Source organism: Neobacillus vireti, from assembly GCF_036962465.1.
GTDB lineage: Bacteria > Bacillota > Bacilli > Bacillales > Cytobacillaceae > Neobacillus > Neobacillus vireti_B.
In genome coordinates, this window is record NZ_JBALNF010000093.1 from 1 (window position 1) to 18,964 (window position 18,964).

21 protein-coding genes and 1 pseudogene are annotated in these 18,964 nt (G+C 37.2%); 16 read left to right on the forward strand and 6 right to left on the reverse strand.

Annotation, left to right across the window (positions count from 1 at the left end; all coding sequences use genetic code 11):
• Positions 1-274: 274 nt before the first annotated feature.
• The 7 genes from V7077_RS27215 to V7077_RS27245 all read left to right on the forward strand — a co-directional run bounded on the left by V7077_RS27215 (position 275) and on the right by V7077_RS27245 (position 5,502).
• Entirely contained in the window at positions 275-574 is a 300-nt protein-coding gene (locus tag V7077_RS27215) for an MFS transporter (protein WP_335507794.1), read from the forward strand.
• Entirely contained in the window at positions 571-1,077 is a 507-nt protein-coding gene (locus tag V7077_RS27220) for an FGGY-family carbohydrate kinase (protein ID WP_335507796.1), read from the forward strand. Before V7077_RS27215 ends, V7077_RS27220 begins: the two co-directional genes overlap by 4 nt.
• Positions 1,078-1,091: 14 nt before the next feature.
• The gene (locus tag V7077_RS27225; RefSeq protein ID WP_335507799.1) at positions 1,092-1,262 is read left to right on the forward strand and encodes a hypothetical protein; all 171 of its coding nucleotides are present in this window, start codon (positions 1,092-1,094) and stop codon (positions 1,260-1,262) included.
• A gap of 200 nt (positions 1,263-1,462) precedes the next feature.
• A complete protein-coding gene (locus V7077_RS27230) occupies positions 1,463-2,470 on the forward strand; it encodes a nucleoside hydrolase (protein WP_335507801.1) in 1,008 nt (335 codons plus the stop codon).
• A 76-nt stretch (positions 2,471-2,546) separates the two neighbouring features.
• Positions 2,547-2,675, forward strand: coding sequence for a hypothetical protein (locus tag V7077_RS27235; protein WP_335507803.1), 129 nt, complete (start codon positions 2,547-2,549; stop codon positions 2,673-2,675).
• 28 nt (positions 2,676-2,703) lie between these two features.
• On the forward strand, positions 2,704-2,964 hold the full coding sequence (locus V7077_RS27240; protein ID WP_335507805.1) for an MFS transporter: 261 nt from the start codon (positions 2,704-2,706) through the stop codon (positions 2,962-2,964).
• 93 nt (positions 2,965-3,057) lie between these two features.
• Positions 3,058-5,502: a glycoside hydrolase family 2 TIM barrel-domain containing protein gene (locus tag V7077_RS27245; RefSeq protein WP_335507807.1), complete on the forward strand. Its 2,445-nt coding sequence runs from the start codon at positions 3,058-3,060 to the stop codon at positions 5,500-5,502.
• Between the two features lie 298 nt (positions 5,503-5,800).
• On the opposite strand, the gene V7077_RS27250 is transcribed toward V7077_RS27245, so the two are convergent.
• Positions 5,801-5,971 carry a hypothetical protein gene (locus V7077_RS27250; RefSeq protein WP_335507809.1) on the reverse strand — a complete coding sequence of 57 codons (171 nt, stop codon included), beginning with the start codon at positions 5,969-5,971 and terminating at the stop codon, positions 5,801-5,803.
• 186 nt (positions 5,972-6,157) lie between these two features.
• Between V7077_RS27250 and V7077_RS27255 the strand changes: the two genes are divergently transcribed.
• Positions 6,158-6,469, forward strand: coding sequence for a hypothetical protein (locus V7077_RS27255; protein WP_335507811.1), 312 nt, complete (start codon positions 6,158-6,160; stop codon positions 6,467-6,469).
• A 93-nt stretch (positions 6,470-6,562) separates the two neighbouring features.
• Here the strand turns inward: V7077_RS27255 and V7077_RS27260 are convergent, their stop codons facing one another.
• Together V7077_RS27260 and V7077_RS27265 are read right to left on the reverse strand one after the other, a co-directional pair.
• Positions 6,563-7,024 carry an MFS transporter gene (locus V7077_RS27260; RefSeq protein WP_335507813.1) on the reverse strand — a complete coding sequence of 154 codons (462 nt, stop codon included), beginning with the start codon at positions 7,022-7,024 and terminating at the stop codon, positions 6,563-6,565.
• Complete coding sequence (locus V7077_RS27265) at positions 7,021-7,278, reverse strand: hypothetical protein (RefSeq protein ID WP_335507815.1); 258 nt, start codon at positions 7,276-7,278, stop codon at positions 7,021-7,023. The genes V7077_RS27260 and V7077_RS27265 overlap by 4 nt, the downstream gene beginning before the upstream one ends.
• A 176-nt stretch (positions 7,279-7,454) precedes the next feature.
• Between V7077_RS27265 and V7077_RS27270 the strand changes: the two are divergent.
• The 4 genes and pseudogenes from V7077_RS27270 to V7077_RS27285 form a co-directional block, all read left to right on the forward strand.
• Positions 7,455-8,102 (forward strand): annotated as a pseudogene (locus tag V7077_RS27270) (ABC transporter ATP-binding protein); the annotation flags it as partial.
• Positions 8,103-8,363: 261 nt separating this feature from the next.
• Positions 8,364-8,597 carry a hypothetical protein gene (locus tag V7077_RS27275; RefSeq protein ID WP_335507818.1) on the forward strand — a complete coding sequence of 78 codons (234 nt, stop codon included), beginning with the start codon at positions 8,364-8,366 and terminating at the stop codon, positions 8,595-8,597.
• Positions 8,598-8,773: 176 nt separating this feature from the next.
• Positions 8,774-8,992 (forward strand): HAD-IA family hydrolase, encoded by a 219-nt coding sequence (locus tag V7077_RS27280; RefSeq protein WP_335507835.1) that lies wholly within the window; start codon positions 8,774-8,776, stop codon positions 8,990-8,992.
• Positions 8,993-9,299: 307 nt separating this feature from the next.
• Positions 9,300-10,709, forward strand: a complete 1,410-nt coding sequence (locus V7077_RS27285) for an MFS transporter (protein WP_335507820.1) — start codon at positions 9,300-9,302, stop codon at positions 10,707-10,709.
• Between the two features lie 189 nt (positions 10,710-10,898).
• Here the strand turns inward: V7077_RS27285 and V7077_RS27290 are convergent, their stop codons facing one another.
• On the reverse strand, positions 10,899-12,143 hold the full coding sequence (locus V7077_RS27290; RefSeq protein ID WP_335507822.1) for a helix-turn-helix domain-containing protein: 1,245 nt from the start codon (positions 12,141-12,143) through the stop codon (positions 10,899-10,901).
• A 237-nt stretch (positions 12,144-12,380) separates the two neighbouring features.
• Here V7077_RS27290 and V7077_RS27295 point away from each other — a divergent pair, with 237 nt between their 5' ends.
• From V7077_RS27295 to V7077_RS27305, 3 genes are all read left to right on the forward strand, one after another.
• Complete coding sequence (locus tag V7077_RS27295; protein ID WP_335507824.1) at positions 12,381-14,633, forward strand: glycoside hydrolase family 3 C-terminal domain-containing protein; 2,253 nt, start codon at positions 12,381-12,383, stop codon at positions 14,631-14,633.
• 44 nt (positions 14,634-14,677) lie between these two features.
• Positions 14,678-14,872 (forward strand): sugar-binding domain-containing protein, encoded by a 195-nt coding sequence (locus V7077_RS27300; RefSeq protein ID WP_335507827.1) that lies wholly within the window; start codon positions 14,678-14,680, stop codon positions 14,870-14,872.
• 285 nt (positions 14,873-15,157) lie between these two features.
• Positions 15,158-16,555: a family 43 glycosylhydrolase gene (locus V7077_RS27305; protein WP_335507829.1), complete on the forward strand. Its 1,398-nt coding sequence runs from the start codon at positions 15,158-15,160 to the stop codon at positions 16,553-16,555.
• Between the two features lie 702 nt (positions 16,556-17,257).
• Here the strand turns inward: V7077_RS27305 and V7077_RS27310 are convergent.
• Entirely contained in the window at positions 17,258-17,779 is a 522-nt protein-coding gene (locus tag V7077_RS27310; protein ID WP_335507830.1) for a restriction endonuclease, read from the reverse strand.
• A 163-nt stretch (positions 17,780-17,942) separates the two neighbouring features.
• Positions 17,943-18,521, reverse strand: a complete 579-nt coding sequence (locus tag V7077_RS27315; RefSeq protein ID WP_335507833.1) for a hypothetical protein — start codon at positions 18,519-18,521, stop codon at positions 17,943-17,945.
• 157 nt (positions 18,522-18,678) lie between these two features.
• On the opposite strand from V7077_RS27315, the gene V7077_RS27320 reads away from it, so the two are divergent.
• A partial coding sequence (locus tag V7077_RS27320) for a glycoside hydrolase family 3 N-terminal domain-containing protein (protein WP_438825641.1) occupies positions 18,679-18,964 on the forward strand: 286 nt, incomplete at its 3' end.

Here is an 18,964-nt window from a genome sequence, read left to right on the forward strand (position 1 = left end):
CCATTAAATATTGTAGAAATTTTATAAAATAAATAGAAAAATTGAAATACATGATAAGTGTTCATATGGAAAAATAATAATAAGATTTAAATTTCAAAAAAAGAAATGAAAACCTTTACATGAAAGGAGGTGAGACTATAGAACGAGTAAATATTTAATCTTTTAAGGTCTTTGGTAAATAAAAAAACGCTATTATCTTAATTTAACTAATTCAAAGGGGACCCTATTTTATTAAAAGGGAGAAAAAAATTTAAATTCATATGGAGGTTATCTCATGGAAGCAGAAGTAGTCGTAGAACAAGTCCCCGTGAAAAAAGCATCCAAGGACAATGTTGGGGCTTGGAGAATGTTTGCCTGGCAAAGCCACGCACTATCAATATCGGGCAATGTGTTAATTTTAGGATTTCTATCGATTTATTGTACTGATACATTAAAAATACCGGCTGCTTTAGTAGGAACACTGTTAATGGCTACTAAACTATTAGATGGTATTACCAATTTATTAGCGGGTGTCATTGTGGATAAAACCAATACAAAAATTGGTGGGAGGACTATACATATTTACTCGGATTGAACGATCCTCAAGGTCTCCTTGGTTCGCCTGGTACCTACTTCCCTTCTATAAGGGTGACCTCCCATCGTGAGGGTGACCCGAACACGCCTTTCGCAAAGGTGCTCGAAGGGATTATTAATAGTACAGGAGATGTGATCAAATGGTTAAAAGAACAGTTGGAATTGATTGATCAGATTGATGAGGCTGAAGAATTAGCAAGCTCTTTACCCGATAATCAAGGGGTCTACCTTGTTCCTGCTTTTGTCGGCTTAGGAGCTCCGTACTGGAATCCTTATACTCGCGCTGCGATTTTAGGAATGAGTCGAAATACAGGTAAAGCGCATATTGTGCGGGCAGCATTAGAAAGCATTGCTTACCAAGTTAAAGATGTAGTTGAATTGATGCAAACCGAATCCAGTATTCACATAAAAAGTTTAAATGTGGATGGCGGAGCAACCAGTAACCGATTCCTAATGCAGTATCAAGCGGATATGTTGGAAACAGAAATAAACGCTTCCGAGTAGCAGAATTAGCTTCGATGGGAGCTGTTTATTTAGCTGGCTTAGGAGTAGGAATCTGGAAATCTGCTGTTGAAATCTATCATCTAAATTCCGAACACGAATTATATCATCCGTTAATGGATAGTGATTTGAAGAATAAGTTTTATCAAGGGTGGAAGGATTCAGTATTTGCTGTATTAGTTAAATAATGTGCTTTTTTGTGGATATTAATACTAGAATTGTAAACGTATACGTGGTGTATATGATATTAAAACTGCCTAATCATGTTAAATACGTTTCAGTTAACTCTTACTCTCTTATTGTATGCATCACTTTATAATAAATGGATTACCTTCAATGTCAAAAGTAAGATGGTAATAACTCTGATACTAAACTAGGAGGACGTTGAATGAAGCGACAAGAAGTATTAAACAAACTAGGATTTTCAGTACCAGAAAATAAACAAAAGCGAGTAATCATACACTCTGATGTGAAGAATGAGGCGGATGATCATTTTGCAATTATGCATCATCTGTTAACGCCATATATAGATGTAAAGGGTATAATTGCAGGTCATTTTGAGTGGATGTCCTCAATGCTTCCACAATTTGCTAAACAAAAAGGAATTAGTCTTGAAGAGGTGGAAGTGTTGACTCGTGACACTATAGCCGCAAGAGGGACAACTATGGAATTAAGCTATAATGAAGGCCACAAGCTATTGGAGCTTGCAGAAATTGAAGATATTCCGCTTTACAGAGGTAGTAGCTACGAGATTACTGACAAAAACAAACTTCCAGAAAGTGAAGGGGCAGATTTTATTATTAAGGAAGCGATGAAAGAAGACGATAGACCTCTTTATGTAGCTCTCTTAGGCTGCACGACCGATCTTGCAATTGCATATTTGAAAGAGCCAAAGATTGCGGATCGATTGACTGCAATCTGGATTGGCGGAGGCGATTATCCGGACGGTGGCTTTGAGTTTAATCTACAGCAGGATGTAGAAGCAGCACGGATTCTTTTTGCAAGTCCAATAAAGATTTGGCAGGTACCAAAGGCTACGTACAAAACGATGGAAATATCCCTCGCCGAATTGATGAAATATGTTAAGCCATGCGGAGAAATAGGACGTTATCTATGTGAACAAATGCTTTCCTTCCGTGACAGGGTATTTGGATTTCCTGGAAGTGAAAAAAGGGATTTTCCACATGGGGAAAGTTGGTGTCTTGGTGATAATCCGACTGTATCTGTTCTCCTTCAGGGTGAAGATCGTGTCTGTTGGCATATGGAGAAAGCGCCTATCATCAATGATGACATGAGCTATTCGGCAAACCCTGATGGTAAAGAAATTCGAGTCTATGATTCTATTGACACAAGGATGTCCATGAGTGATATGTTTTCGAAACTTGAATTATGCTAAAGAGTAAAGTACTAGAGCGAAATGGAAAAATGCAAAACGCAAGTGGAGATGGTTCATATCAAGAGTGTTAGAGTGGATGGAGCGTAGGGCTGTTTTTTGTGTCGTTTTTAACCAACTAACCACTAAACGAGGAATTGCGACATTTGCTACGATTCCAATGATGGCAGTCGGTGGTGTATTAGTAAATAACACTGTTGTATGGTGAATGGAAAACTGGTAAGAGATTGGTAGGAATGGTGAACAGCGCAAACAGCTTTGGTTCAAAAATTGGAGGCGGTTTAGCAGCAGCTTCGATTGGTTGGATTCTTGCATTTGGAAACTATGATGGTGCAATGGCAACACAATCAGATTCTGCGATTACTAGTATTTTGGAGTTGACTATATATTTGCCATTAGCATTTTTTATAATTACGTATTTGCTTTTACGTAAATATGATCTCGATGAAAAATATCCGCAGATTGTGAAAGAGTTAGCGGAGAGGAATAATAAATAGATCAGATTAATTTTATAGAAAGGCGACATTCGAGGGAAAAAGGTTGAATGTTTCCTTTTTTAATAGATCTTTAGACCAGGAGTTGAGTTTTATATGTTAAGAAAGAATATTGATAAAGCTTGGGAATTTATTAATGGTAAGCCTTTCATGATACCGGGATATGGCCAGCCAGGAAAGACGGTTAACCTGCCGCATGACTTTTTAATCGAAAGTGAAACATATCCGGAGGCACCGGGTGAGCAACACACAGGTTATTATGGTGGGGGAGTAGGGACGTACACAAAGATTCTTGATATTCCTGAAGATTTTGAAGGGAAAAGAGTTTTAGTTGAATTTGACGGAGTGTACATGAACCCAACAGTGATTTTAAATGGAAATGTTGTGGCAAGCCATCATTACGGTTATTCACCGTTTCATGCTGACCTTACTCCTTATATTAAGCCGGGTAAAAAGAATCGACTGGCAGTTACAGTCAATAACGGCGCACAGCCTAATTCACGTTGGTATTCTGGGGCAGGTATCTATCGTCATGTTGATCTGCTTACCTCTCCAAAAGTACACATTGCCCCCTGGGGGATTTACGCTCATACCTCTCATGTGATTAATGGGACAGCTTTTGTAGTTGTTGAAACGACGGTCGAAAATCATACAGGTGAAGATAGGAATTTGTGGATTGATATCAAAATAGAAAAAGATTTCTGTGGCACTGAAGCGGGTAACGGAAGGGTAAAGGTTTATGTTCCTGCATGGGAAAAGTCCCTAGCACAGGTGAAAATCCCAGTGGAAAATGCTGACATCTGGGATATAGATTCTCCTAATCTATATAAAATTACTGCTCAATTATCAGACAAACACACTATTATTGATAACGATAGTACAATTTTTGGAATCAGGACTATTTCTGTTGACACCATAAACGGTTTCATGCTGAATGGCCGAACCATTAAACTGAAAGGAGGCTGTGTCCATCATGACAATGGTATTCTAGGAGCTGCATCGTTTAAGGACAGTGAATTCCGTAGAATGAAAATTCATAAAGATAACGGCTTTAATGCCATTCGTTTTGCTCACAATCCGATGTCGAGGGATATGCTGGATGCATGTGACCGGTTAGGGTTGCTGGTGATAAACGAGGCATTTGATGTATGGACCATGGAGAAGAGCACCCATGATTATAGCCAGTATTTTGAACAAGACTGGAAGGTTGATATGGAAGCATTTATCTTGCGTGACCGTAATCACCCAAGCGTTATCATGTGGTCTACAGGTAACGAGGTTCCTGAGCGTGGTGGCTTATCGAATGGCTATCATTGGGCGGCAAAGCTTGCTGGATTTGTACGTGCGCTAGATCCGACCCGTCCAATAACAAACTCCCTACCATCTTTCTTTAATGGACTTGAAGACGATGATCAATTGAAATTCTTCCAAGAGTTAATGGAGAATTCACAGAAAAATGGCGGCAATATTATTAATATAGATGGGAATTTCGGTAAGAGTATTTGGGGAGATTATACGGAGGCATTTGTTACTCCATTAGATGTTGTCGGATATAACTATCTTAATTATCAGTATAAAGATGCAATCAATACGTATCCTAACCGTGTAATTTGCGGTACAGAAAGTAGACCGATAGAAATGTTTGACTACTGGAACGATGTAGAACGTTTTTCACATGTAATTGGTGATTTCGTTTGGACTAGTTATGACTATATTGGTGAAGCAGGTCTTGGTAGACAAGACTATTATGACAGTGAAGAAGAGGCTGCCACTGCATTAAATAAGAGCCATGTTGTGGAATATCCATATCGTCTATCTGGAGCAGCTGATATTGACCTTTGCGGCTTTGAGCGGCCGCAACTTGCTTACAGGCGGATCTTATGGGGGTCTGATGAGACCTTCATTGCATCCAAAAATCCAAAAAATAATGGGAAGTTTGAGGTTTTAGGCCGGTGGGGATGGCCAGATTGCGAAAATGCATGGAGTTGGACAGGATATGAAGGAAAACCAGTAATGGTTGAAATTTATTCAGCTGCAGAAGAAGTGGAATTAATCCTGAACGGAAAAAGTCTAGGTCGAAAGCCAGCAGGTAAAGAAAACCGTCTAACTGCACAATTTGAACTTACCTATGAGCCAGGAACATTAGAAGCTATTAGTTTTACTAAAGGAGAAAAGGTTTCATCTGACTTATTGGTGACCGCAGGAAAGCCTGCTGGGATTCGTATTCTCCCGGATAAGATGGAACTTGTGGCAGATGGTCAGTCATTAGTTCATGCGGTTATAGAAGTAATAGATGAGAATGGTAGATTGGTACCAACAGCTGAATTAAAAACAACTGCCCATGTAGAAGGTGCAGCAACCCTTGAAGCATTTGGGACTGGTAAACCACAAACGACTGAAAACTACAAGTCAGGGGAGTTTACTTCTTATAAAGGAAGACTACTTGCAATTATCCGCGGTGGCTATGAATCTGGAACGTCTGTATTAACTGTTAACATCGATGGTCTAAAAACCGTCTCACTCGAAATTCCAGTAAAGTAGTATTACCTTAAAAAATCAGATCAAACAAAGGCTGACTTATATAATAATAAGTCGGCTTTTTTATTTGTTGCAAAAACAGAATACAAATTTTCCAATAAAATTACCATAATCAAATACAGAAGATAAATATAATAGATGTAGATGTAACGATTGGTTATATCATGTGATAAATGGAAAACTTTGAATTTTAAGGGGGGATAATGGATGAGTTCAATAATGTCTATTCTATTGGAAATACCCTGCTTCAACAATTCAGCCTAACCCAAATGGAGGTTTTTTTATTAAAAGCAAAAACGGATCAGCCTTCTGACCCGTTTTTCTTTCTATAAATGAAATAAAAGTCAATCAAAATGCCGGCGATGAAACCGGTGAATACATCCGTTGCACTTGGAACCTGACCATAGTAGATTCCTGAATAAATTCCGCCAATCACAGCGCAAATCCATGCGGCAATCATTTCGCTTTTCAACCCCTTTCCCCTCTAAATGTATGACATGCGTGTTATAGATATTCTCATCCCTCGCTTTGCGGGATGACTATGTCGATCCTTTTTCTTATTGTACTAAAGGGGGGTTAGTTACATAAGTCACGATAAATAATCTTTCATAAATGGAGAAGAATACTTATTAAAAGGATAAAGAGGGTGCGTGGAACATTGAATAAAAGAATTAAATTTATTAGTTTAATACTCTGTATTGCTTATTTTGTACCAACTAATGAGATAGCCTTTGCAAGTTCAAATGATACTCCTCCATCCATTGAGGAAATGTTCACTCAAGTTGGATATAAATCTGTTGAAGAAGCCGTTAAGGAATTTGAAAATCACTTTGAACAAGATGTAAAATTGCCAAAAAATGATTTTCTATCAATCCATTTTGTGAATGAAAAGTCACATGAGAATAATTATAAAGTTGATATTCGACTTAAACAAACTGGCACATTAGTTGAAAAAGGAATGGCTAATTAAAAGAAAACTCGCTACTGTTCAACCTGATCCCATTAGCATAAAAAAAGCGCTTCTACTAATTGTAGAAACGCTTCCATTTAATTAAATCTCTCTTTATTTTGCTTCCTCAGTCTTTGGTTCAATCATAGAAAATACAATGAAAAGAGTAAGTAATGCGCTTCCAGCAAAGAATAAAAACACTATATTCCAATCAAATTTATCCAAGAGTACACCTATTAGAAATGGAGCAAATGCACCACCGAGGGATCCTGCAGTGTTAACTATAGAAGCTGCAAAGGAAACCTTGTCTTTTGATGCAATTCCCATAGGATAGACTAAAAAGGTGGAATATCCAATGTTTAACATAATACCTGTGACTAAAAGCAGAGCACCAAGTACAAAGCTATTATTAGGCGCAAATAAAAGTGAATACATCATGATTACAGTGGTGACAGCAGTTAAAAGCATGTTGGGTTTACGGCGTTTTTCAAAAATATTATCTGATAACCATCCTCCAAAGATATTTCCAATTACCGCGCCGATCCAAGGTGCTGATGCGACAAATCCCATTTTCATGGTAGAAAACCCTTTAACATCACCAAATAAGTAGGTACCCATGTCATTATTGAGTATTGAATCCCCACCAAAAGGAAATAACCTAGAGCACACCCCCAAATACTCCATGAAAAAACTACTTTCCGGTTTGTATCCAACGGCTCAATATTTTTTGAACGAATAAGTTTATCCAGCCAGTTTAAGTTTCTCTTTTGGCTAGGTACTTTCGTCTTTGTTACAACTGCTTGTTCAAGATTCTTTTGACTTGGATCCATACGGTGACTCCATTTTCTTATTTTCAGGATGGAGTAAAGATCGCTATACTCGAAATGCTAATTTACCAAGCCTTTTTGTTAAATAAAATAAATACTGTTAAATAAATTTAATATGGTTTTACTGAGTTTTTCGGCAAATTTTCGGCAAATCAGTTCGGATTGAAGATGGCAATTTAAAAGCAGGAGAGAAAGTGGCAATCGTTGGGCCTACAGGTGCAGGGAAGACAACATTGGTTAACCTGCTGATGCGTTTCTATGAATACAATGGTGGTGAAATTTTGATTAATAGTGTTCCCATTCATCAATTAACTCGGGAAAACATTCATGATTTATTGAGTATGGTATTACAAGACACCTGGCTATTCGAAGGAACCATTCGTGAAAATAATGTTTTTTCCAGTCATGGTGTAAGTGATGAAGAAGTAGTTTCTGCTTGCAAATCAGTGGGCTACACCATTTCATTAAAACCTTGCCAATGGGTTATGATACAATTCTGGATGATAAAGCAAATCTTTCAGCTGGGCAAAAACAACTTATTACCGTTGCACGAGCGATGGTTGATAATAAACCATTACTGATTTTAGATGAGGCGACAAGTTCTGGGATACTCGAATAGAGCTACTAATTCAGCAGGCAATGGATAAATTAACAGTCGGAAAAACATCATTTATCATTGCCCATAGACTTTCGACAATCAAAAATGAGGACTTAATCCTTGTTATGAAGGATGGAGACATTACTAAAAGTGTAATCACGAAGAATTACTGGAGAGAAATGGTTTCTATGCTGAGCTTTATAATAGTCAGTTTGAAAATGCATCTTAATAGCTCTTTTAATAATTTGTTTCAACTTAAACTCCCGGATTTCCGCTTTAAGGAAGAGCAGAAATCCGGGATTATTTTTGTGAAATTGCTGTTATCTAATAAGTGCTTGAGAGTTTAATAGATAAATTAGTGGGACGTTCGGAGTTTAAGGGCAAGAATCCATTAGATGCCTTCTGTGGCCGGGAAGATACAAAATATTAATTTGATATAAATTGGTGAATCTCCCTGAGAATTTCACCCTTTATTATGGAGGAAAGTAAGATGAAATATAGTGCAATCATTTTTGATTTAGATGGAGTCGTTTGTCATACAGATCAGTATCATTATATAGCACGGAAAGAGATTGCCGACGACAAATTGAATATTCAATTTGATGAAAAAATTAACAACCGTTTACGCGGGGTAGCAGGATGGAGAGCTTTAACATCATCCTTGAAAACTATCTTGGTGTCATGTCAGAAGAAGAAAAAGCCATGTTTGTCGAAGAAAAAATGAGCTTTATAAAAACCTATTAAAAAATATGTCGGAAAAGATCTAACGGAAGAAGTAAAAAATACTTTAGTTGAGTTAATAAACATGGGTCATAAATTAGCAATTGGATCTTCTAGTAAAAATGCAAAATTTATTTTGGATTAGGTAACTTTTTTGATGCGATCTCTGATGGTAATAATATCAGCACTTCAAAACCCAATCCGGAAGTATTTCTAAAGGCAGCAGAATACTTAAACATATCACCCGATATGTGTCTGGTAGTAGAAGATGCTGTAGCAGGGGTAGGCGCCGCAATTACAGGGAGGATGGATAGCTGTGCGATAGGGGATGTAGTGTCTAGTTGTAAAGCTAACTATTATCTAAATACCTTCAATAATAAATTAAAAGTGGTGGAATAGTAAATAAAAAAGATGGCTTCTGTTAACAGGAGCCATCTTTTTTATCTTTATAAATTAGTGAATACGTGGATAAATTATAATGTTTAAAAATCACCTGTGAAATTTACATTTTTTCTGTCAATCATACCATATTTTTATGAAGCGAAAGAACTATAATCAGTTTAAGTAAACGCTTTCCGATTTGTTCTAGGAGGAACATCACGTAACGAAAAATAAGAAAGGGGAGCTATGATGGCACAGTACGGTTAAAGTAGTGGTTTACTAAAAAACAAATATTAATAGAATTTCCAAGGAGAGAGGAAAAGCGATGAGTACACCTGAAAAAGTTATAAACGTAGATGTTGTTGAGGTTGAGGAACGAAAACTAAAGTTTAACGAGAAACTTCCGGCTGTCATCAATGGCGGTACAGGAACGTTTCACAGTCAAATGATTCAATTATTCCTTCTATTTTTCTATACTGATATCATGAAAATTAGTCCGGCCTATGTAGCAGGGTTGTTCTTGGTTACAAGGATAGTCGACGCATTTTTAGCACCTGCTTTTGGAATTCTCGTGGATAGGGTAACTACACCATGGGGAAAATACAAGCCATGGGTAATCGCGATTGGTTTAGGCATGGGTCTTTTTGGCTGGTTGGCGTTTACGAACTTTGACCTAGGTGAGAATGGAAATATCGTGTATGCTACGATTACTTATGCTATATATAGTATATTTATGGCTATCGGACAAGGACCTGGCGGAGCACTGGGACCTGCAATGACAAAAAGAATTGATGACCGGATCTCAATGGGGCAAATGAGCTATTTTGTCATTATGATAGGGGCTATACTAGCGCAAGTAGCTGTACAACCACTTTATAAAGCTTTGGGTGGAGGAAATGATGCCAGAGGATTCTCTCTCATTATGGGATTATTCGCTGGTTTAAGTATTTTCATTGCCATCTATCAACAGTTTAAAATAAAAGAAAGATATGTTATACAGCCGGCAAAAAATGAAAAGGGTCCTTCTTTAAAAGAGATGTTTGTGGCTGTCTTTACAAATAAAACTGCCATTATTGTTTACTTGTTTGTATTGGGCATAAATTTAATGAATGGTATTCGCTCTGGTGCAAGTATTTATTATTTTAAATATTACTTCCATAATGAGGGGCTACTCGCCATTTCTGGTATGGTTATGCTTCTTCCTACGATGATTGGAGTAGCTTTTAGTTCAAAAGTTACGAAATGGATTGGTATTAAGAAAAATTTAGTGATAGGTGCTATCGTAGGAATTGTAGGCTCTGCAGCGATTATAGCCCTTCCGCCATCATCCAACGGTATTATTTTGTTTATGGTTCTAAGTGTTATAATAAGTTTTTTTGCCGGACTTTCTACACCTGCCCAAGCTACCATGATGCCGGCGGCAATGGATTATACGGAATGGAAGACAAAATTGAACGTAAATGCATTTATGGGTTCTTTTCAAGGGTTTTTACAAACGCTTGCAACAGCTTTAGCTGGTGCCATTACTGCAGGTGCTCTAGCAGTATTTGGGTATACAGCGGGTGTGGAACAAAGCAGTGAAACATTATTTGGACTTAAAGTGCTAATGAGTATTATACCTGCTGTAGTTTCTATCCTTACATTATCTGTAATCTGGTTTGACCTTACTGAGGATAAGCAAGCTCAAATTGCGAAGGAACTGGAAGAACGCAGAAAAAATACTGAAGGAAAATAAGCCATAATAAAGACACCTATATCGTGTTCCTTATCCTAAGGAACACGATATAGGTGTCATTTGTTTTATTAATAGGAAATAGAATTTGCATTTCTGATTAATTAACAAAGCTGACTTTCTCTTAATAAAGTCAACTTTTAAATATATTGATGTATGAAAAAGGAAAAGATGAGCGTCTTTATCCAACGCTTATCTTTCCTTACTTTCAACCATTCCCTTTTTATATTGATTAGGAGTGACTCCTGCACATTTTTTAAATACTTTTGAAAAGTAACTTTGATCATGGAAGTTTAAAAGACTCGAAATCTCACTTAAAGAATGGTTTGTATAGGTAATCAAATTTTTCGCTTCATCTACCTTTGACAAGTGGATATACTCAATGATTGACTGCCCTACCTCTTTTTTAAACAGATTAGATAGATAATTTGGATTCATTTCCACTAAGTCAGCAAGGTGAGTGACTGCGATATCGTCATATAGATGGGTAAATATATAATTTTGGCACACGTTTATTGGTTTTGAATACCTATGTTTCTTTCCTTTTTCAACTCGTTCGGTAAACTCCAAAAAGGCTGAGTCTGTTAATTGCTTGATATCCTTACTATTGTTTAATTCTTCAAGTTTTTGGATATATAAATCACTCAAGGTAAAGGCAACTTCAGGGTTTAGACCACCATCGATGGCTGCTCTTGTAGCAAGTGTGATTCCAGAGATGACTAAGTTCTTTACGTTTCGTAAATAACTTGATTTAGATAACACCCCTTTTTCTGACTCATTCAGCTGAGATCGTATGGCTTTAAGCTCTTCTTTCTTGCCTTCTTTTATATACTGGAACAATCGCTTTTCAGATAATAAATCTCTACCATCCGTTGCTTTTTGACGCTGTTCAGAAAGGTATATGTCTGGCTGTTCAATTTGAGAAGGCGTCTTCTCCCTTGTTAGATTCGTTTGATGAATATCTACTACGTCCAATTTTTGTTGATAGAGCATGTAGTAGAGGGCAAGACTCATATGAATAAAATCCAATTGGCTGACAACAGGCAGTGAACGATAGTAATACTCCATTTCCTCCGTACTTATTTTTAATCCCAGATCATTGATGACCCCTATAATGGATTCTTCTAGTACCTTGGTAAAAAGGACAGGCCCAACAATGATTTTACCGTTAGATTGATCTCCATAGACTATGTTAATAGAAAAGAAGTTTTCAAAATAAGCAACTTCACTAAATATAGGTTTTGGAAGTGTATGATTTTCTGAAGATAGTTGTTGTAATATAGCATCTTTTGAATAAAGTGGGTGGCGGTTCCAATAATTTATAGAAGGTTCAAAAACTATTTTTCCATGCTTATCTACTAAATACACAGGAATTTTAAATATGTTAAAAGACTGATCGCAAATATATTCCAAATCTTTTTGTAAATGCAACTTCATATGAACCTCCAACAAAACAATAAAGTAAGATAAATAACCTGTGAATATTACATTTTTTCTGTTAATCATACCATATTTAAAATAAAGAAAGAACTATAATCTTTTTAAGGTAAACGTTTTCTAACCTTCAGTCTAAAAAATAAAAATAAGCTACTTCATTTTAAAAGGAAACAATTTATGCACCAGCTGCACCAGCCAAATATGACCTGTAATAGGTATTGAGAGAGGTAAATTCGTATGAACAGAGACATTAAAAAAATCATTACCAAAATGACTTTGGAAGAGAAAGCAAGCTTATGTTCAGGAGTAAGTGCTTGGAATACAAAAGCCATTCCTGAACATGGGATTCCATCTATGATGATGACTGATGGACCGCATGGTCTAAGAAAGCAGACGGGTGCCGAGGATCACATGGGATTGAATCAAAGTGCACCAGCAACCTGCTTTCCTTCCGCAGCAGGACTTGCTAGTTCCTGGAACAGAGAGCTAATAGAAAAAGTAGGGATAGCCCTTGGGGAAGAGTGCCAGGCTGAAGGGGTACAGATTCTACTCGGACCTGGTACCAATATAAAGAGATCACCTCTTTGCGGAAGAAACTTTGAATATTTCTCTGAGGATCCCTTTTTATCTTCTGAGCTTACGAAAAAGCATATTCAGGGTGTTCAAAGTCAGGGTGTAGGTACGTCACTTAAACATTTTGCCGCAAATAACCAGGAAACCAAAAGATTTAATATTGACGCGATTATAGATGAGAGAACCTTAAGGGAGATATATCTGGCAAGTTTTGAAGGGGCAATCATGGAAGCTGAACCATGGACAGTCATGTCAGCCTATAACAAGATTAATGGTCAATTTTGTTCAGAAAACAGAAAGTTATTAACTGAGGTTCTTCGGGAAGAATGGGGCTTTGAAGGATTCGTCGTTTCTGACTGGGGTGCTGTAAGTGAAAGAGATGCTGCGCTGTTAGCGGGACTGGATCTCGAGATGCCTTCAAGCAATGGAGTAGGGACTGAGAAAATTATTAATGCTGTACTAAGCGGTTCACTGTCAATAGAAGTTTTAGATACTGCAGTGGAAAGAATCTTAAATATCACTATTAAAGCATTAGACAGCAAGAGGAAAAATGCTACCTATGATAAAAGTGCCCACCATAAACTAGCCAGAGAAGTGGCAGCTGAGAGTATGGTGCTCTTAAAAAACGAAAATCATATTCTTCCACTTGAGAAGAAGGGGAAAATTGCGGTCATTGGCGCTTTTGCTAAACTACCAAGATATCAAGGGGCAGGAAGTTCAAGGGTAAACCCGACAAAATTGGATATCCCATATGATGAAATGGAGAAGGCTGCTAAGGAAGCTCAGTTCCTTTATGCTGAAGGTTACTCCCTGAATAGTGATGAGATCAACGAGCAAATCATCAGAAAAGCACAAGAGGCAGCTAGTAAATCAGATTTTGCCATTTTATTTGTTGGATTGCCGGAAAAATATGATGCGGAAGGAGTTGATAGAAAGCACTTAAGACTTCCCGACAATCAGAATGCTCTTATTGAGGCAATTGTCGAAGTTCAAACAAATACAATAATTGTTGTATTAAACGGATCTGCAGTCGAAATGCCATGGGTAAATAAAGTAAAGGGAATATTGGAAGCCTATTTGGGCGGACAAGGTATGGCTGGAGCAGTAGCCGATCTACTATTTGGTGATAGAATCCCATCTGGGAAACTTGCTGAAACTTTCCCAGAAAAACTAAACCATACTCCATCTTTTATCAATTTCCCAGGTGAAAGGGATAAAGTTGAGTATAGAGAAGGCTTATTTGTCGGATACAGGTATTATGACAAAGTGAATATAAATACTCTATTTCCATTTGGACATGGACTTTCCTATACTACCTTCGAGTATTCAGATATGCATCTGGATAAAAAGGAGATGTTGGATACAGAAGAAGTGACAGTAACGGTAAAAATAAAAAATACAGGCAATCGATTTGGAAAAGAAATTGTGCAACTATATGTAAAAGATATTGACAGCAGCGTCATTAGACCAGTTAAGGAATTGAAAGGTTTTGAGAAAATCGCACTTGATCCTGGAGAAGAAAAACTAGTAACTTTTACATTAGGAAAAAGAGCGTTCGCTTATTATCATGTTGACTTAAAGGATTGGTATGTAGAAACTGGGGATTTTGAAATTCTAATAGGGAAGTCTTCCCAAGAAATATTACTAAGTGAAACGATTCATGTAATATCACAAGTTCCTTTAAAGAAAAAGTACACCTTGGATTCGACACTTGGTGACATTAGGGAAGAACCAGCCGGTGCTAAACTAGTTTCACAGCTATTAACAGGAATGGGATTCGGAGGAGATTCTGATGCACCATTTGGAATGGACATGGATTCATTATTACACAGCCTTAAACTAAGAATTGTTGAAGCGCATGGAGGTTTTCCAAAGGAAAAGCTGGAAGAACTACTTGAAATTTTGAATGCCGGCTAAGATTTAACTTAATATGTAAAAATAAACACTATCAATACGTTAAAGTGTTTATTTTTACGCGTACAACCACTGATATTAATAGATTGCTTAAAGAGATAATCGCTGTACAAGTTTTCAAGTGGAGTGATGGTTCCTACCTAGAGGACCAGGATCAATGGAGATTACATGGAATTTTCCGTGATGTCTATCTTACTGCTGATGAACCACTAAGATTTAGAGACTTATGGGTAAATACATAGTTTGATTCATCATATGAAGACTCAATGTTAACTATTCATGCAGACATAGTCAATGACGGTTCTACTACTTATGCAGCACGAGCTTCCTTCGCACTTTATGATGAAACATGGAATGAAACAGCTAGGATTAATTTGAGTAGTGCAAGACCTGTTCATATTAGCTAGTGAAATTCCAGAGTAATTCAAAAAACAAAAGAGGATGACACCATCCTCTTTTGTTTTTCAATATATTGCTAAGCGATTTGGTGGGCAATAGTACAAAATCCAATAAAGGAAATGATTATGATGAAAAAACAAGTTTTTAATCCTTTTCTCCCGGGCTATGAATATATTCCTGACGGAGAGGCGCATGTTTTCAATAACCGACTCTATATTTTTGGAAGTCATGACCGTTTTGGAGGTACTGATTATTGTGAGGAGGACTATGTATGTTGGTCTGCTCCGGTAGAAGACCTTACTGACTGGAAATATGAAGGAGTCATTTATCGAAAAGAACAACACCCCTATAAGATCGGAACAGGATATCTATATGCTCCTGATGTAGCAAAAGGTCCAGACGGACGTTATTACTTATATTATTCTGTAGCTGATTCCAGTATTATTTCCGTTGCTGTGTGTGATGAACCTGCGGGGCAATATGAATATTACGGAGACGTAAGGTATACCAATGGCCATGTTGCCGGCAGTCATAAGGCCGATTATTTCGAATTTGATCCAGCGGTGCTGGTAGATGATGACGGAAAGATTTACCTTTACTCAGGCTCTGGTCAAAAAAGTAATGAACAGTTCGGCCATCCAGTTGTTGGTGCTTTTGTTCGGGAACTGGACGCAGATATGCTTACACTTCTGACAGAGCCTACGATCATAATGGTTGCAGATGAGGACCGAGCGAAACCTAATTTTTTTGAAGGTTCCTCAATACGTAAAATTAACGGTCTCTATTACTTTATCTATTTTTCTACCGATATTACAGGATTGAATTATTGTACAAGTAAATATCCGAACCGGGATTTTGTGTATCGGGGACGCTTGCATTCATCTAGTGACATTGGACTAAATGACCGCCCTCCGAGCAACGCAGTATCATTTATTGGCAATAATCATGGAAGCATTGAATGTATTAATGGGAATTATTATGTATTTAATCATCGGAATACAAATCGGACATACTTTTCGAGACAGGCTGTAGCTGAGCCTATAACCATTCAAACAGATGGAAGCATAAGACAAGTGGAAAGCACAAGTTGTGGGCTAAATGGCGGTCCTCTTTCCGAGAAAGGTGAGTATCTGGCATATATTGCATGCAATCTTATGAATGAAAGGGTAAATAGAGTACGTAATCCATTTACTGCTCCTTACATGACACAAGAAGAAGTCACTGGTTTTGAATATCCAGTGCAACATATTGCTGAAATAAAAAATGGATGTTTAGTAGGATTTAAGTATTTTAAGATTCCTGATGCGAGAAAGATTGCTATTAAAATTCGTGGGAATGTTATAGGGAAAATAAATGTCCTTTTAGAAGAGGAAGGCTCTCCGGTTGCAGAAATTCCAGTTAATATTAGCACAAATGAATGGGTCGTTTGCGAGAATACTTTTACTACCAACATGGAGGTTTTTCCTATTTTCTTTCAGTTTGAGGGAGAAGGTTCACTGGATATGCTATCTTTTACCATCTCTTAATTGTATGAGGTACTTGGTCATCTTTTTTATTAATGGATTATTAGGAGGTAAATTGAGTTCCGTGGCGAGTTTGGATTTGAAGGCTTTTCATGACAGACTGGAATTCTTATGACACGTTTTCTGCAAAAACTACATTTGCATATTTTAAATAAAAATAAAAAGCGTTGAAAAATCAAGGCTTTTGTTTTGTACGTCCCGAAGAGGATTCGAACCTCCGACCTACAGTTTAGGAAATAGTATGAAAATGGGTATACTGTGGGCATTATTCACTACAAAATGTTTATTTATCAAGATCTTTAATTAATAAAAATCAATCCAGTTCAAATAAAAAAATAGGATTTTATTGAGTTTTTCGGCATATTTTCGGCTATTATCGTAACCTTCAATCTGTAACCATTACCGATATTTCGAAAAAATAGGGTCTTGCTATTGATAAAAGTTGAAAAAAACTTAGAAAGGCAATAAACTGTCCTCTGCAAGTGAAAAGAAGTATTTTGCTGGGGAATTAGCCAATTGTTTTTCATGAAAGCATAAATAAAATAATGAAGAAAGCATCGTATTTATCATCTGGTGGTTTCTTCATTATTTTTTTATTTGATTTAAGGATGCAATAATTTGCTTTATCATTTTTCTTCAATTCGATCCGAACATTATAGCCGTAATCTTTAAACATTTGAATCAAATTGGCACCATCCAAAAGAGTCAGTGGCTTTCCCTTGGCAAACTCCCTGGAATCATTTCCATAATAACTATGATTCCTTTAACCGCTCCTTCATCTCCCTTTATCCCATTTAACTCTCTGACTGCGGAGATTGGAACCACTTGGTTGTATCGCTTTGCTTGTATGATGAATTTACCCCCTCGGATGGGATCAGGGTCAAAAGCCACTGCGTCAATACCTCCATCCCTGCTTGCTTTAGTTACTTTTACTTCTGCGCCAACAGTGGCAAAATATTTTTCAAACAGTTCCCTTACTAAATGTTCAAAATCCTCCCATGGCATTGCTGCTAAATTAGGAATAGAGTTAATTTCGGCTAGTATTTCTTTTGATTCCACAAACCGTTTATCATCACGGTTAAGTTCCATGATCGGTCGTACAGGTGCTAACTGATATAAGGCACCAGCATTTAACCCTTTCAGATTTCGGAAACAGTCCTTTGGAACGACTTTTTCAAGGTTTAAGGAAAAACTTCGCTTCTTGTTGCTTGTAGGCTTACAATGCAAGTATGAAAATCTTGACCAGTTGAAGTATCAACACCATGTATCCATCCATTAAAAACGATGAGCTCGGTCGTACTTGCATAATCAGAACTAAAACACTCGAATATGTTTCTAAGTGTTAATTGGTAGATGATATCCTCATAGTGTTCCTCGAACTCTTTTTTCTTCATAGTTCTAGGTATGATTTCTTTACGGGCTTGTACAAATTTATATTCAATGATATCCGGAACTTTTTTGGAATCAGGTAAATCAAAATCAATGACCAAAGCTTTTGCATCTGATACATATTGAACATAAATATTTTTTTCTTATCCCTTTGGGTAGGTGGATGATTAATCACAGCTCCGAAGTATCTCTCTACAAATGGAGGAATTGATTCTTCATAGGCATGCTTAAATTGATCGACCGATTCATTTATCTCCTTTTGTTCATTTAAAAATTTGTTTTTGGCATTATGATAATCAGAATAGGCATTATGATATTGCCTTTCTGCCTCTTTCTGCTTTGCAAGCCTCTTATTCGTTACAGAGGAGAAAAAAAACTCAATAAATTTATCTTCCTTTGGAACATTTACAAGTTCGATAAATGTTTCTAATTTGTGTTCCTCGTCTTGGTAAGAATCCTTGTTATATAGCTTGTCCCAGTCTAGAGCGTACTTCCGATGTAATGAGAAGTGGAGTAGATTCCGGTATTCATCAATATGCTCCAAAGCATCTTTGGTATCAGCAATTGCCATTTCTTTCATCTTCTCAACTTCTGTCTGCTCTTTAACTTTCAACTCTTTTTCTTTCCACCGTTGCTTTTGAGTTTTTACTTTTTATTCTAACTCCCACTAGGTCTTAGCTGTTATAACCTTATCTTCTTTTAGATAAGGATTGGATATGTGAGTACGAAACACTTGTATAAACAGCTTTCCTTCAGGGATTGGAAGAGCCTCTTCTTGGGATCCTGAATTAGAGAAAGAAATCGGGAAAATTGTTGGCAGGCAGGAGCGCGCGGTTGGCATTACACAAGTCTTTGCACCGGTGTTAGATATATCCAGAGATTCAAGAATGGGTAGACAAGGAGAGACCTATGGTGAGGATCCTACTTTAGCAGCGGCAATGGGCGTTGCCTATACGAAAGATATTCAATTGGAAAAAACGGGCCATCGACGTTCTGAAAGTGTCCAAAGCATTTTCTGGGCTT

What these genes read in the sequence shown, in the direction of transcription:
- V7077_RS27215 (WP_335507794.1), top strand. Translation starts at nt 275, where the DNA reads ATGGAAGCAGAAGTAGTCGTAGAACAAGTCCCCGTGAAAAAAGCATCC.
- V7077_RS27225 (WP_335507799.1), top strand. Translation starts at nt 1,092, where the DNA reads ATGGGAGCTGTTTATTTAGCTGGCTTAGGAGTAGGAATCTGGAAATCT.
- V7077_RS27230 (WP_335507801.1), top strand. Translation starts at nt 1,463, where the DNA reads ATGAAGCGACAAGAAGTATTAAACAAACTAGGATTTTCAGTACCAGAA.
- V7077_RS27235 (WP_335507803.1), top strand. Translation starts at nt 2,547, where the DNA reads ATGGAGCGTAGGGCTGTTTTTTGTGTCGTTTTTAACCAACTAACCACT.
- V7077_RS27240 (WP_335507805.1), top strand. Translation starts at nt 2,704, where the DNA reads ATGGTGAACAGCGCAAACAGCTTTGGTTCAAAAATTGGAGGCGGTTTA.
- V7077_RS27245 (WP_335507807.1), top strand. Translation starts at nt 3,058, where the DNA reads ATGTTAAGAAAGAATATTGATAAAGCTTGGGAATTTATTAATGGTAAG.
- V7077_RS27260 (WP_335507813.1), bottom strand. Translation starts at nt 7,024, where the DNA reads ATGAAAATGGGATTTGTCGCATCAGCACCTTGGATCGGCGCGGTAATT.
- V7077_RS27265 (WP_335507815.1), bottom strand. Translation starts at nt 7,278, where the DNA reads ATGGATCCAAGTCAAAAGAATCTTGAACAAGCAGTTGTAACAAAGACG.
- V7077_RS27275 (WP_335507818.1), top strand. Translation starts at nt 8,364, where the DNA reads ATGAAATATAGTGCAATCATTTTTGATTTAGATGGAGTCGTTTGTCAT.
- V7077_RS27285 (WP_335507820.1), top strand. Translation starts at nt 9,300, where the DNA reads ATGAGTACACCTGAAAAAGTTATAAACGTAGATGTTGTTGAGGTTGAG.
- V7077_RS27290 (WP_335507822.1), bottom strand. Translation starts at nt 12,143, where the DNA reads ATGAAGTTGCATTTACAAAAAGATTTGGAATATATTTGCGATCAGTCT.
- V7077_RS27295 (WP_335507824.1), top strand. Translation starts at nt 12,381, where the DNA reads ATGAACAGAGACATTAAAAAAATCATTACCAAAATGACTTTGGAAGAG.
- V7077_RS27305 (WP_335507829.1), top strand. Translation starts at nt 15,158, where the DNA reads ATGAAAAAACAAGTTTTTAATCCTTTTCTCCCGGGCTATGAATATATT.
- V7077_RS27315 (WP_335507833.1), bottom strand. Translation starts at nt 18,521, where the DNA reads ATGAAAGAAATGGCAATTGCTGATACCAAAGATGCTTTGGAGCATATT.